The organism is Methylicorpusculum sp., assembly GCF_030651835.1.
GTDB lineage: Bacteria > Pseudomonadota > Gammaproteobacteria > Methylococcales > Methylomonadaceae > Methylicorpusculum.
On sequence record NZ_JAUSBX010000075.1, the window covers coordinates 1 to 13810 of the forward strand.

Genomic DNA, 13810 nt, shown 5'->3' on the forward strand with positions numbered 1-13810 from the left:
CGGCGCAAATAGGAATGTTTCTCAATTAGACGCAATCAGCGTGTCTGAGCGTTCGATCTGAAGGCAAAATTCCCGGAAAATCGTCATCAAAGCAACGGCGAAATTATAAAAAATTGAGTTTTCTTTCAGACACTAAATAGTTAACCGTATATCTACCGGAAAATGCATTTCCATACGATAGTTTATTGATTGGCATATAATTTTTCTTTTCCGTATATCATAGGTGATAAGTAATAATGGCCGGTCAAGATCAGCTTGCAGCCATTCAAACAGATGAAGCGATAGATCGCAAGGGCTCGAAAACTACCGATCAGACGTTCTAGTTTCCAATGACTGCTGTCCAATGATTTTACTTGGTTGGCTTGTTAACGTTATCAAAACCTGATGCATGCTAAATCCTGAAACTCAGGAAAATAGGCGACTTGACCAGGATGCAATGAAATCTGGGGAATGAGGGCTAACAAATCACTTCCCGAATGCGTCGATAGAGATCAAGTTCCTGTAAAAGGGATGAGCCGACAACAGGCTGCGCATCAATCGCGAGCGATGCGCTTCGTACCTCAGCACATCCTACCTCTGAACATTTACCCTTTTGTAATGAAGCAGCGCTGGGTGATTTGCATACTTTTCGCTGCCCATTAATAAATTAAGGCGCTGTCCACATTAGTGGTTGAGCCTACATCAACGCCGTCATTCCGGCATGGATTGCCGGAACCCAGGTCACAAGGAGGTGAAAGTCCTACGCCATCCATGGCTTCCGGACCCCGGCAACCATGTCCGGGCGACACCCACTTTTAACGCGAACAGCGCCATAAATAGCGCCATGGCCTTGAAATGTTGGGTTGGCTATCGCCAACCGCAACCTACACAGAGCATCAGCTTTGTTTTGTTGTTCGGTTGATGATGGAACGTTATTATGGTTTCGATTGTACTTGGCTGTTTATCTGATTGAATTATTAATCACGATGGTTTTAAGGTCTGCTCCGGCATCGCCTTTGACTTCAATCATCCCGTAAGGCTCGCCGCTTTGTAAGGCGCTGTCCACATTAGTGGTTGAGCCTACATCAACGCCGTCATTCCGGCATGGATTGCCGGAACCCAGGTCACAAGGAGGTGAAAGTCCTACGCCGTCCATGGCTTCCGGACCCCGGCAACCATGTCCGGGCGACACCCACTTTTAACGCGAACAGCGCCATAAATAGCGCCATGGCCTTGAAATGTTGGGTTGGCTATCGCCAGCCGCAACCTACCCGATGCATCACTTTTCTTTGGTTGTTCCGCTGAACGCTGTACATTTTCCTTTTTTAGAAAAGCGCCGTCGAATCCTTTATAGACCGTTCCTGCTGAGCCTTTATGCTGAGCAGAAACGGTCATTGGGTTTCGATTGCTTGACCTGTTACCGGATTGAATTATTAATCACGATGGTTTTGAGGTCTGCCCCGGCATCGCCTTTGACTTCAATCATCCCGTAAGGCTCGCCGCTTTGAGGGGTTGCGCCGCCTGCTGCACTGATGCGTGCGGTGATTTTGATATGATCGACTGACGATATCGTCATGGTTGGCATCATTGCCTGACTGTCATCTAACTTGACTTCAATAGGTAAATCTTTGACTTGGTGTTTAACAATGGCCAATGGTGCTTTCGGTCCGGTTGCGGCTTGGGCATAGATAAACAACGTGTCATCGGGACTCACTTTGTCTTTGAAGCTGTCATCCAGCGTCACTTTAACCGAAACGCTGCGGCTTGCCGGTTTAACATCGGAACCCACAGACACAACTGACGGCGCTTCTGCCTGCACAGGCGGTTTTCCCAGTCGTGCATTGGCTTGATTGATCAGCTTTACCACTTCCTGGTATCCGTTTTGTTCCGGCGAATAACCTTTCAACAGTTCCTGCCAGCTATCAACCGCTTTTTGAAATTGATCGTTCTCGGCATAGGCCATCCCCATCAACCACAAGCCCATTTGGTTGCCCGGCTCCACCTGCAACGCTTTTTCAACCAATGCCGTGGGTTCACCTTTCAATGTTCCGCCATTCGCCATCGCCAGGGCATCGGCCATTTGCAATAACACATCGGGTTGATCGCCGACCAGAGCATAGGCTTTTCTCATGGCATTGGCAGCATCCTGATAACGCTCCAATACTTTATAAGAGCGGCTCAACATCATCCAGCCTTCGACATCGTTAGGTTCTTTATCCATTTTGGCCGCCAATTTGTCGACCATGGCCTTGATATCTTCCAGTTTAGAGGCATGACTGGCTTCCGGAGGCGCCGTCAAAGATTTTAAGGTATCGTTATCTAATACCCGTAAATCGCCGAGAACGGTGTACAGGGAAAACGATACCAAGGGCACTGCGAAAAGTAGCGGAATAGCCAGCCAGCGTCCGCTTTTTGCCGAAATCTTGGCGGATGGCTTGCCATCCAGATCGAGAAAAAGCCCGACTTCAAGTTCACGTTTAGCTTGATCAAATTGCTGTTGATTCAGTATTCCGTTGGCAAAATCGTCCTCAACGTCTTTTAACTTCTTTTTGGCCAGCTCGATATTAGCTTGATCATCGCCTTTAAATTCCACTTCCCGGGTCAGTAAAAGAGGGATCAAAATCAGACTTAACGCCACCAGCAGCAGCAATGCTGCAAAAATTCCAAATTGAATCATTGATTGTCGCTCTTTTTTAACAAGTCTCTAATCCGCTGCAAATCTGCATCGCTGGGTTGTTGATCACTTTGACGACGGCGTTTCAGTAAAAACCAAAAGCCAAATAGCCCTGCCGCCACTGTCAATACCGGCGCCAGCCATAAAATCATGGTTTTTGGATTGAGCGGCGGACGGTACAAAACAAAATCACCGTAACGATCAATCATGAATTGGACAATTTGATCGTCGGATTGGCCGGCATTGATCATTTCATAAACCTTTCGCCGTAAATCCTGAGCTAGCTCGGCGTGTGAGTCGGCAATATTCTGATTTTGGCAGACCAGACAACGCAGCTCTTCGGTGAGCGCGCGGTAACGTTGCTCATGGACCGGATCCGGAAATTCATAGATTTCAATGGTCGCCAGAGCCCATTGGCTAAAAAGCAGCATCACTAAAAAAAGTATTTTCATTATCCCGCCTCGCCATTTAGCGTTTGCAGCAAAGGCATGATCTCGGTTTGCAGATTATTCGGATCGACAGGCCCGGTCAGCTTGAACCGCACCAGGCCTTTCTTATCAATGACAAACGTTTCCGGCACGCCGTAAACGCCCCAATCCAGTCCGGCCATGCCTTCTGTATCCATTACACTGATCGTGTAAGGGTTACCCAATTGAGCTAACCATTGGCGCGCATCGGCAGGCTCGTCTTTGTAATTAAGACCGATAATTTCAACCTGACCTCTGCGGGCGAACTCGTTGAGCACCGGATGCTCAGCCCGGCAAGACACACACCAGGAAGCCCAGACATTCAAAAGCCAGACTTTGCCTTTCATTTGTTCGGGCGAAAAAGTCTGCTCGGGCGTATGCAGTTGTGCCAGCTGAAAATGGGGAGCCGGTTTGCCGATTAACGGCGACGGCACTTCCCTCGGGTTCAGCTTTAGGCCGATACCTAAAAAGATCACCAATACGAAAAAAATACCTAACGGAATAAGAAAGCGCATTATGCCGCTCCTGTTCTAACCGGGATTCGATAGCGTTTATCCATAGCGCCGATCAAGCCGCCGAAAGCCATGAATAATCCGCCCATCCAGATCCAGCGGATATACGGTTTGTAATAAACCCGCACCGCCCATGCTCCGGCTCTGTCCAAAGGCTCGCCCAAAGCGACAAATAAATCACGCGTCACTCCGGCATCGATTCCGGCTTCCGTCATAGGCATGCCGGATGCCCGGTAAATCCGCTTTTCAGGATAAAGCTCACTCACCGCTTTACCGTCTTTTGAAATCGTTACCCGACCTTCACTGGCATCGTAGTTAGGACCGGCTTTACTTTGAACTCCGTGAAACAGAAAGTCATAACCCGCCAAGCTCACCGATTCACCGGATGTAAGCCTGATATCCTTCTCTACCGAGTAAGTAGAAGTCAAGGTGACGCCGACAATAAAAACACCAATTCCGACATGCGCAACAGTCATTGCCCAAACACTGGCCGGTATCTGAACAAACGCGGCCAATTTGTCGCTCTTGTTACGTAAGCGGGCTTGAATGGCCATACCGGATGAAACAACGGTCCATACCGCTAACGTCAGACCGATCAAAGCGCCCCAACTGAATGATTCCTGCAAAAAAGCCAGGATAAGGCCCGCAAACGCACAGCAGGCAAACGGCAAAGCGACCAAGGTTGACAGTCGAGCCAGATTATCCTGCCGCCAGCGGGACAAAATCCCAACACCCACAAACACCGCCAAGGGAGCCGTTAACGGAATGAATACGCTGTTGAAATAAGGAGGTCCCACTGAAATTTTGCCCATGCCCAAGGCGTCGATAACCAGTGGATACAAAGTGCCTAGTAAAATGGTCGCTGCTGCAGCAACCAGCAATACATTATTGATGAGCAAGAATGCGTCTTTTGAAATCAGGTCAAAACTGCCTTCACTTTTAATTTTAGGCGCTCTGATCGCAAACAAGGTGAGTGAACCACCGACCACAATGCCCAGGAAAATCAGGATAAAAATGCCGCGGGTCGGATCGCTGGCGAACGCGTGAACGGATGTCAAGACACCGGAACGCACCAGAAATGTACCCAATAAACTCAACGAAAAGGCGAAGACGGACAATAAGATGGTCCAGCTTTTAAACATGCCGCGTTTTTCTGTTGCCGCCAATGAATGAATCAGCGCGGTGCCGACCAGCCAAGGCATGAAAGAGGCATTTTCGACCGGATCCCAGAACCACCAACCGCCCCAGCCCAGTTCATAATAAGCCCACCAGCTGCCCAAGACGATACCGGTTGTCAGAAACATCCAGGCCATATTGGTCCACGGACGGGTCCAGCGCGCCCAGGCTGTATCCAGTTTGCCGTTCATCAACGCAGCGATAGCAAAAGCGAAGGCCACTGAAAAACCGACATACCCCATATACAGCATGGGCGGATGTATCGCCATACCGGGGTCTTGCAACAACGGATTCAAATCCCGGCCATCGAGAGGAATCGGAAATTGCCTCAAAAATGGATTGGACGTAAATAATACAAAGGTTAAAAATCCGATATTGACTATGCCTAAAACACCCAAAACCCGGCCAATTAATTCAACAGGCAAAGTTTTGCTGAACAAAGCTACAGCCGCTGTCCAAAGCGAAAGTATCAATATCCACAGCAATAAAGAGCCTTCATGAGAGCCCCACACAGCCGCAATCCGGTACACATAAGGTAATTGGCTGTTGGAGTTGGCCGCAACGTAGGCGACAGAAAAATCATGGGTGACAAAGGCATACGTCAAACAGTAATAAGCCAGTGCGACAAACAATAACTGTCCGCAGGCAACCGGCCGTGCAACGGCAATCCAGCTGGCGATGCGGTATTGAACACCGATGATAGGAACGGATGCCAATATCAGTGCCATGGATAAGGCCAAAATCAGTGAGAAATGCCCTATTTCAGGAACGATCATTCAGCATTCTCCTTTTTATAGGGTTTCTTCATGCTGCCTTCAACTTCAGGCGGCATGTAGTTTTCATCATGTTTGGCCAATACTTCCTGCGCCACAAAAACGCCATTGGCGCCTAACTTGCCGTTAGCAACAATGCCCTGCCCTTCCCTGAACAGGTCGGGCAAAATCCCGGTGTATTCAACTTCAACCTGTTTTGCCATATCGGTCAGGGTAAACTTGACCGTCATTCCGTCTCCGGGACGCTGGACGCTGCCGTCCACAACCATGCCGCCGAGTCTGAACAAATGATCTTTAGGTGCCTTACCGTCAATCACATCGGATGTGGAATAAAAGTACATCAGATTTTCATTGAAGGCTTTCAGACCAAACCAGGAGCCAACAGCCACGCCGCTGACCATTAATAAAATAAGGTATAAACGTTTTCTTCGAATGGGTTTCATGATTTAGAGACTCTTTGATTACGTTGACGCTTGAGGACCAGCTCACGCAAGATTTTTTTTTGCAGCATCAAAGGCTTGATTAGACCGATAATCAGCACCAAAAAACCGATACCGTAGGAAGTCCACACATAAAAGGCGTAGCCGCCCATATGCCAGAAATCGCTCATAGTTTCTCCAATATTTCGTCAACCCAGCGGTTGTTCTGTTCACGTTGCAGCAATTCATTGCGGCAACGCATTAATAATGCAATCCCATAGTAAACCTTAAACGCAACGGCCATCACTAATAAGGGAATCAACATATCGGGATGTATGGACGGCTTATCAAATTTCGTCACCGTCGCACCTTGATGCAGCGTATTCCACCATTCAACCGAATAATGAATTATAGGTATATTGACCACACCGACCAGGGCCAAAATAGCCACCGCCCTTGCCGCCGTTCTTTTATCCTCAATCGCGCCATAAAGCCCGATCACGCCTAGATACAAAAACAGCAGGATAAGTTCCGATGTCAATCTGGCATCCCAAACCCACCAGGTACCCCACATAGGTTTTCCCCACAGTGAGCCGGTAATCAACGCTAAAAATGTAAAGGCTGCGCCTATGGAAGCGCTGCTGATCGACACAATTTCTGCCAGCTTGATATGCCAGATCAAACCAATTGCGCCACTGATGGCCATGACCACGTAGACAAAAAGCGACATCCAGGCGCTGGGTACATGAATATAAATGATGCGGAAACTGTCGCCTTGCTGATAATCGGCGGGAGCCATTACCAATCCGCCATAAAGGCCATAGGCAAGCAACACGATCAACAATGCCGTCAGCCAGGGCAGCATCTTGCCGCTCAACCAATAAAAGTAAGGCGGTGAAGAAAATTTATGCAGGAATCTCATTATCATAATTAACTCAAACTCATTTTTAATGCGGCCGCAGTAGGCCAAGGCGTTAAGGTAATAGCCAGAAACAACATGGCAGACATCATATACAGTTGCCCGGAAACCGGAAAACCGGCCATGGCGGCATCAACGGCATTACTGGCAAAAATCAAAACCGGCACGTATAAAGGCAGAACCAAAATGGCCAGCAATACGCCGCCCTTTCGTAGGCCCACCGTCAAAGCGACGGCTATCGCGCCGATCAAACTCAGAACCGGCGTACCCAGCAACAAGGTCAGTAACAAAATTTTGATGGCCTCAGCGTCCATGTTGAACATCATTGCCAACAAAGGCGCTACCAATGAAAGCGGTGCGCCTGATAATAACCAGTGTGCGGTGACCTTGCCCAATACCAGCACTGACAAAGGGTGCGGCGACATCACCATCAACTCCAGGCTGCCGTCTTCAAAATCCGAACGGAACAAGGAGTCCATCGTCAGCAATGATGCCAGCAACGCTGCAACCCAGATTACACCCGGAGCTATGCGTTTCAACAGCGCGATGTCGGCGCCCACACCCAGCGGAAACAACGTCACGACCAACACGAAAAAAGCCAGCGGATTGATAAGTTCGGCCCTGTGTCGGTAAGCCAATAGCAAATCGCGGCGCACAATCGCGACAAACGCGTTTAAAGTGGAGGAATCGGTCATGGTTATAATTCTATTTTCTGAACGATTTCGGCGGGCAAACCGGTATCGTGATGAGACGTCATGACAACCAGACCATTATCGGCAACATGGGATTGAATGAATTGCTCAAAGGTGGCGATACTTTTTTTATCCAGAGATGTAAATGGTTCGTCGAGTATCCATAAACTTTTTTTCATGCAGAGCAAACGGGCCAAAGCCAGTCGGCGGCGCTGACCTGCCGATAAATAACGGACCGGCGTATCCTGATACCCCATCAAGCCGACTTTTTCCAAGGCTTGATCTATCGTCAATGTGGATTCACCAAACGCTCTGGCATAACGCAAATTTTCTTCGACACTCAAGTCATCTTTCAAGCCGTTACCATGACTGACATAAGCAATATGCTGATAAAAAGACGAATCCAGCTCTTCAAGTGGTGACCCGCACCAGAAAAGCTCACCCTCATCGGGCAGGCGTAAACCGGTTAAAATTCTCAATAACGATGTTTTACCGCTGCCATTGGGTCCTTCAATCAATAAAACCTGCCCGCCGTTGACCTGAAAATCCAAATTGGCAAACAACACGCGATCATCTCTAACACAAGAGAGTTGGCGGGCTTCAAAGACAATGGAATTGGATTTCATATTCTAAGACAGGGATCAATCAGCTGGTAACAAATCTAAACCTGCTGAATTAATCGTTAATGAACAACAGGGGCGCGAAGTATAACTTAAATAAACTGTAACGGGATAATGTAACAACCTGATACCAAGGTAAGTAGATGACCTAAAAGCCTTGAGACCAAGTTTTCAAGACCGGTGTTACAGCGCTAAGTTCCCGCATCGAAGCAAGTATGTATAAAGAAACAGTCAAACTGGAACCGGCAAGGCTGGACGCTAATTTTAGTTAATTGATCCGCCCCCACTGAAACATTGACTATGGGCCATCCATGGCTAAAAAGATGTAAGCGGCTCTTTAGAACAGATCAAGTGTTCTGTTGTTTACTCAACAACTTCTGCTTTTTCTATCACGATATCCGTTTTGGGGACGTCCTGATGCATGCCTTTATTGCCGGTAGGTTGAGTGGCCATCGCTTCAACGACGTCCATACCGTCGATGACTTCGCCGAATACCGCATAACCCCAACCATTGGGCGTTGGGCTTGAATAGTCCAGAAATGAATTATCTTTCAGGTTGATAAAAAATTGCGCGGTAGCAGAACCAGGATCTGATGTTCTAGCCATGGCTAACGTGCCTTTTTTGTTCAAAAGTCCGTTATCGGCCTCGTTTTTAATCGGTGCATGGGTGGTTTTTTGCTCAAACGCGGCATCAAAGCCACCGCCCTGAGCCATAAAGCCTGGAATCACGCGATGAAAAATCGTTCCGTTGTAAAAACCTTCTTTAACGTATGCCAGGAAATTCTCAGATGAAACCGGCGCTTTTTCAGTATTCAATTGAATGGTGATTTCGCCGAGCGTGGTTGTTAATTTAACTTTGGATTGGGTTTGAGACATCTGTTTTTCCTGTGCAAAAGGGGTTGATGTGATAGAAAGAAGCAACGCAAAAGCTAGTAAAATACGCATTTTTTTCCTTCAAATTAGGATGATAAACGGGCGATTCTATGTGTTTTTAGCTTGAAAGAGAAGTAGCCGCTTGGTAAATTGCTGCGATTTACAGCCTGAACCTGTCAGTAATGCCTGAATACCTCAAAGTCTGATGATCAAATAAGTTGATGGTTCGATTATTTTGTATCGACCCAAGGCATTGAAACACTTAAACTGCTTTTAATTTTCGGCCAGGACTGCTCCTCTAACTTAATCACGCTCATGATAAAAATTCACAACACGCTCACACGTCAAAAAGAAGAATTCAAACCTCGTGAAGCCGGAAAAGCCGGCATGTACGTCTGCGGCATGACGGTTTATGACTATTGTCATGTCGGTCACGCCAGAGTGATGGTGGTTTTTGACACGGTAGCCCGCTACTTTCGCCACAGCGGCTATCAATTGACTTATGTAAGAAATATTACCGACATTGACGACAAAATCATCAAGCGTGCCCAGGAAAACAATGAGGATTTTGCTGAACTGACCCAGCGTTATATTGACGCGATGCATGAGGATGAAAGAGCCCTCTCGGTGCTTCCGCCTGATCATGAACCACGAGCAACTCAATCCATTGGCGATATTATCGCCATGATTGAAAAACTGCTGGACAAGGGTTTGGCCTATGTCGGGCAGAATGGCGATGTTTTTTATTCGGTTGCCAAATTCGAAAATTACGGCCAATTATCCGGTAAAAACCTGGCCGATCTCCAGGCAGGAGAACGGGTTGACGTTGATGCGGCCAAACAGGATCCGCTGGACTTTGTCTTATGGAAAATGGCAAAACCCACCGAACCGGCCTGGCCGTCGCCCTGGGGATTGGGAAGACCTGGGTGGCATATAGAATGTTCGGCCATGTCGACCTGCTGTTTGGGTAATCATTTTGACATCCACGGTGGTGGAATGGATTTGCAGTTCCCGCATCATGAAAACGAAATCGCACAATCCGAAGGTGCTACCGGTGAAAAGTTTGTCAATTACTGGATGCACAACGGATTTGTCCGTATCAATGAAGAAAAGATGTCCAAATCCCTGGGCAACTTTTTTACCGTTAAGGAAGTGCTGAAAAGCTATCGGCCTGAAGTAATTCGTTTTTTTATTCTTTCCAGTCATTACCGAAGCCCGTTGAACTACTCGGATGAACATCTGGATGAAGCGGCAACGGCTTTAACCCGAATCTATAATGCTTTACGCGGCGTTGACGCCACGGGAACAGATCTGCTGCAAACTTATCAGCTTCGATTTGAACAAGCTATGGATGATGATTTCAATACACCTGTAGCTTTAGCCGTTTTATTTGATCTGGCCCGGGAACTGAATAAAGCCAAAGATACCGATCAAACACAAGCAAACGCCCTGGCATCTTCGCTTAAAACCTTAGGTGGAATCCTGGGCATTCTCTCAGACGATCCGGAAGCTTTTTTGCAACAAACTGACGGCGACGATCAAAACCAACTCTCTCCTGCCGTGATCGAAGAAAAAATCCAAGCCAGAATTGATGCAAAAAAGAACAAGAACTGGGCAATCGCCGACCAGATTCGTGACGAACTAAAACAACAGGGCGTTATTCTGGAAGATGCGCCGGGCGGCATAACCACATGGCGCCGAGAATAGCCTTGCTTTTAAATGAAATATTGACTCAATTGATTAAAATTCATTCATAGCCATGACCGATATCAAAGACAAAACGCTTCACTTATTTCTCGATGAACTGGCCAGCAAAACCCCTACACCAGGTGGAGGCAGCGCTGCGGCCTTTATGGGAGCCCAATCGGCAGCGCTAACCAGCATGGTATGTAACTTAACGCTGGGAAAACCAAAGTACTCAGCCGTTGAAACCGACATGCAACAATTACTGGAACAGTCCGAAGTACTTAGACAGCAACTGACCGGCATGATAAAAGCCGATATTGAAGTCTTTGACCGGTTAATGGCAGCTTATGGCCTACCCAAGGACAGTGACGAACAAATAGCGGCTAGAAGCGAATCTATTCAAAAGCAGTTAAAAGAAGCGACGCTAGTGCCCATGGCATGCGCCCGAGCCTGCGCCTCGGCGATCGAGCTTAGCCGGATTGCAGCTGAAAAAGGTAATCTGGGTGTAATCAGCGATGCCGGTGTCGCTGCCATGGCGGGTTATGCCGGCCTGAAAAGCGCTGCACTCAATGTCTATATCAATGCAGGCAGCCTTAAGGACAAGGAATTTGCAGAACAAGTGCTAAAAGAACTGGAAGAAATCCTTAAATTTTCCAGCTCTGAAGCAGAAGATGTTTATCGTATTGTAAAAGAAAAACTTTAAGCCAAATATACAGCTCTTTTTTTAGAGGATTTTGCTGTCAACGAAGTGTCAACAATCTTACTCTGCATGATCGAAAAAACGTCTAATTTCCAGAAGATGCAGGGCGTATTTGGAGAGGAAAACGGCAGCGGGAAGCAGCCGTCTATGCCAGCGTCGGGGTTCCCATTGATCCTCGACGACAGGCACGTCCTGCAACTTCTAACAATGCAACGTTCGTATTAGTAGTTGAATGGTTTTCAACGCCGTCCATGGCTTCTGGATCCCCGAAATCCGTGCTGGAGCGATACCCACTATTAGCGCAAACAGTGCCTTTAACAATGCCCAATAAAACCTAAAATAGTTGTTGACGAAACTAATTGGGATCGCTAATATATGCAGCTCTTCAGGGGTGCTTAGCTAACTAAGCCAAAGCAATTTTTGAAGGTATTCGGGGTATAGCGCAGTCTGGTAGCGCGCCTGCTTTGGGAGCAGGATGTCGGGGGTTCGAATCCCTCTACCCCGACCATACTGCGCTTGTAGCTCAGCTGGATAGAGCATCGGCCTTCTAAGCCGAGGGTCGCAGGTTCGAGTCCTGCCAAGCGTACCATTTCTTGCAGAAACTCCCTCATTAGATTCATTATGGTGAGCGTAGCTCAGTTGGTAGAGCCCCGGATTGTGATTCCGGTTGTCGCGGGTTCGAGCCCCGTCGCCCACCCCACCAAATCAATTCTCCCAGCTCCTGTTTATCTCCTTGAAGATAATTCTAAAGGAAATTTACTTATCCTCCTCTCAATATTGACCGATCAATTCATCTGCTTCTCCTATTTTTTGAAAGCCGCGAAACATCGCTTAAAACCCACCCAGATCTCGTCTTTTCAATCCTGAACAGGTGGAGCGACACTTTTTACCATTAATCCTTAACTTATCAACCTCAGTCCGAGAGATAATACTCAACTGTGGATACGACTCGTATCTTTTTGATATGGGGATTGTTGGTATCTCTTGGTTCTATGGAAAACTGACCTTGTGATGCCTGCTTGATTTTACCTAACTGACTGCTTGAATCTTCTGCAAATTTTTGCGCTACTTCTCTGGCTTTGGTTGTTGCTTCCTGAATCATTTCCGGTTTGACTTGATTGAGCTGGGAATAAATATATTCGGTTTGACTTTGAAATCCCCCGGCACTAAATACTATGCCTTGTTTTCCCAAATTCCCTAGCCCGTTCATCAGCGATCTAATCAAACCGACATTAGTTGAATAGACGGTTACCGCCTGCTGAGCCGAAAATCTGAACTCGGCCCTGGTCGAATCACCATAACTTTGCGCGGATTTATCAGTAATCGCCGGGGTGGATACCGATATTTCGGCATCACTGATTCCGGCTTTGTTTAAATATTCCCGGATCTTTTGCGTGCTACCTTCCAGTGAAACATAGAGCTTTTCCAGCTCGTTTCCGGCTTCAGTAAATTGAATCGGCCAAATGACAATGTCAGCCGGAAACTCTCGCTCAGAAAGCCCTTTAACGGTGACAGTGCGTTCGTACTCCTTAAATTTGATAGCGGCGTTTCCCAGCAAATAACCCAACGCTGACAAACCTAGAAAAATAAATAAGCCTAAAACCAATGCACTGGAACTTTTGATCTGATACATAGCAATGAACTCCACTCTTGGTTGATTACTGATGAATATGTTGCGCTACTTTATCTTAAAAATCATTTTTTTACGCAACCGCAAATGACATTTACCGTTTCAAAACAAGACAACGTGCTCATCGGAATTTACACTTTTTTGCTAGTCGTAAGTATTCGTACGGATTTTTTTTTGCTTGTGTTTATGGTCCAATTCTAACCCAAGGGGATACCCTCGCATGGGTTGACAGACCAAGACCTTAAACCAGGAACATCGGGAATCAGGCGAGGAAAAGGCCGCTTTATTACTATAGCGAGCCCCCTGAGTAAAAGCGCATCAAGATTCTGATGCTTCTAATCCAGAGGAGGCAAGTTATGGACTCGTATTATGATTTATTCGAAATTGCCAACGTCATACATGATTTCTGGCTTATTGATGCCGAGTCTTATCAGAAAAAGTACCACACCAGCGAAGGCAAACCATTGACACCCGGCTTTTATATCGTCAACTGGCCTGAAACGATCCAGGATAGACGCTTTAACGAACACGCCGAGTTTCACGGCCCGTTCAATTCACGAAAGGAAGCCCAGGCATCACTTGAATGGATGGACAAGGTCTACCGCAACTTTCTCAATCGCATCTCGGCCAACCATCTTCGCTGCAGAACGCAACTTCAGGATATGGTTACACAGTAAGCCCAAGCACTCA

At 47.2% G+C, this 13810-nt stretch carries 16 protein-coding genes and 3 tRNA genes; 6 read left to right on the plus strand and 13 right to left on the minus strand.

Translation table 11 applies throughout. The annotated features are described in order from the left end of the window. Positions 1-940: 940 nt before the first annotated feature. The 12 genes from Q7V32_RS09100 to Q7V32_RS09155 all read right to left on the minus strand — a co-directional run bounded on the left by Q7V32_RS09100 (position 941) and on the right by Q7V32_RS09155 (position 9176). Positions 941-1135 carry a hypothetical protein gene (locus Q7V32_RS09100; protein ID WP_304896666.1) on the minus strand — a complete coding sequence of 65 codons (195 nt, stop codon included), beginning with the start codon at positions 1133-1135 and terminating at the stop codon, positions 941-943. Further along, on the minus strand, positions 1123-1374 hold the full coding sequence (locus tag Q7V32_RS09105; protein ID WP_304896667.1) for a hypothetical protein: 252 nt from the start codon (positions 1372-1374) through the stop codon (positions 1123-1125). Before Q7V32_RS09105 ends, Q7V32_RS09100 begins: the two co-directional genes overlap by 13 nt. 22 nt (positions 1375-1396) lie before the next feature. Further along, positions 1397-2656, minus strand: coding sequence for a c-type cytochrome biogenesis protein CcmI (gene ccmI, locus Q7V32_RS09110; RefSeq protein ID WP_304896668.1), 1260 nt, complete (start codon positions 2654-2656; stop codon positions 1397-1399). Then, the gene (locus Q7V32_RS09115) at positions 2653-3105 is read right to left on the minus strand and encodes a cytochrome c-type biogenesis protein (protein ID WP_304896669.1); all 453 of its coding nucleotides are present in this window, start codon (positions 3103-3105) and stop codon (positions 2653-2655) included. The genes ccmI and Q7V32_RS09115 overlap by 4 nt, the downstream gene beginning before the upstream one ends. Continuing rightward, entirely contained in the window at positions 3105-3638 is a 534-nt protein-coding gene (locus tag Q7V32_RS09120) for a DsbE family thiol:disulfide interchange protein (RefSeq protein ID WP_304896702.1), read from the minus strand. The genes Q7V32_RS09115 and Q7V32_RS09120 overlap by 1 nt, the downstream gene beginning before the upstream one ends. Next, positions 3635-5581, minus strand: coding sequence for a heme lyase CcmF/NrfE family subunit (locus Q7V32_RS09125; RefSeq protein WP_304896703.1), 1947 nt, complete (start codon positions 5579-5581; stop codon positions 3635-3637). Before Q7V32_RS09125 ends, Q7V32_RS09120 begins: the two co-directional genes overlap by 4 nt. Further along, positions 5581-6024 carry a cytochrome c maturation protein CcmE gene (gene ccmE, locus Q7V32_RS09130; RefSeq protein WP_370691449.1) on the minus strand — a complete coding sequence of 148 codons (444 nt, stop codon included), beginning with the start codon at positions 6022-6024 and terminating at the stop codon, positions 5581-5583. Before ccmE ends, Q7V32_RS09125 begins: the two co-directional genes overlap by 1 nt. Beyond that, positions 6021-6191 (minus strand): heme exporter protein CcmD, encoded by a 171-nt coding sequence (gene ccmD / locus Q7V32_RS09135; protein ID WP_304896670.1) that lies wholly within the window; start codon positions 6189-6191, stop codon positions 6021-6023. The genes ccmE and ccmD overlap by 4 nt, the downstream gene beginning before the upstream one ends. After that, a complete protein-coding gene (locus tag Q7V32_RS09140; RefSeq protein ID WP_304896671.1) occupies positions 6188-6928 on the minus strand; it encodes a heme ABC transporter permease in 741 nt (246 codons plus the stop codon). The genes ccmD and Q7V32_RS09140 overlap by 4 nt, the downstream gene beginning before the upstream one ends. Before the next feature lie 2 nt (positions 6929-6930). Further along, positions 6931-7614 (minus strand): heme exporter protein CcmB, encoded by a 684-nt coding sequence (gene ccmB, locus Q7V32_RS09145; protein WP_304896672.1) that lies wholly within the window; start codon positions 7612-7614, stop codon positions 6931-6933. A 2-nt stretch (positions 7615-7616) separates the two neighbouring features. Then, a complete protein-coding gene (gene ccmA, locus Q7V32_RS09150) occupies positions 7617-8237 on the minus strand; it encodes a cytochrome c biogenesis heme-transporting ATPase CcmA (protein ID WP_304896673.1) in 621 nt (206 codons plus the stop codon). Positions 8238-8594: 357 nt separating this feature from the next. After that, positions 8595-9176 carry a peptidylprolyl isomerase gene (locus Q7V32_RS09155; RefSeq protein WP_304896674.1) on the minus strand — a complete coding sequence of 194 codons (582 nt, stop codon included), beginning with the start codon at positions 9174-9176 and terminating at the stop codon, positions 8595-8597. Between the two features lie 243 nt (positions 9177-9419). Between Q7V32_RS09155 and cysS the strand changes: the two genes are divergently transcribed. From cysS to Q7V32_RS09180, 5 genes are all read left to right on the plus strand, one after another. Beyond that, positions 9420-10811 (plus strand): cysteine--tRNA ligase, encoded by a 1392-nt coding sequence (gene cysS, locus Q7V32_RS09160; RefSeq protein WP_304896675.1) that lies wholly within the window; start codon positions 9420-9422, stop codon positions 10809-10811. A 52-nt stretch (positions 10812-10863) separates the two neighbouring features. Further along, entirely contained in the window at positions 10864-11493 is a 630-nt protein-coding gene (gene fchA / locus Q7V32_RS09165; protein ID WP_304896676.1) for a methenyltetrahydrofolate cyclohydrolase, read from the plus strand. A 428-nt stretch (positions 11494-11921) separates the two neighbouring features. Continuing rightward, a tRNA-Pro gene (locus Q7V32_RS09170) sits at positions 11922-11998 on the plus strand. 4 nt (positions 11999-12002) lie between these two features. Beyond that, positions 12003-12079 (plus strand) — tRNA-Arg (locus Q7V32_RS09175). 35 nt (positions 12080-12114) lie between these two features. Then, a tRNA-His gene (locus Q7V32_RS09180) sits at positions 12115-12190 on the plus strand. A 213-nt stretch (positions 12191-12403) separates the two neighbouring features. Here the strand turns inward: Q7V32_RS09180 and Q7V32_RS09185 are convergent. Beyond that, a complete protein-coding gene (locus Q7V32_RS09185) occupies positions 12404-13123 on the minus strand; it encodes an SIMPL domain-containing protein (RefSeq protein ID WP_159652371.1) in 720 nt (239 codons plus the stop codon). Positions 13124-13476: 353 nt separating this feature from the next. Between Q7V32_RS09185 and Q7V32_RS09190 the strand changes: the two genes are divergently transcribed. Continuing rightward, positions 13477-13797: a hypothetical protein gene (locus tag Q7V32_RS09190; RefSeq protein WP_304896677.1), complete on the plus strand. Its 321-nt coding sequence runs from the start codon at positions 13477-13479 to the stop codon at positions 13795-13797. The last annotated feature ends 13 nt before the right edge of the window (positions 13798-13810 follow it).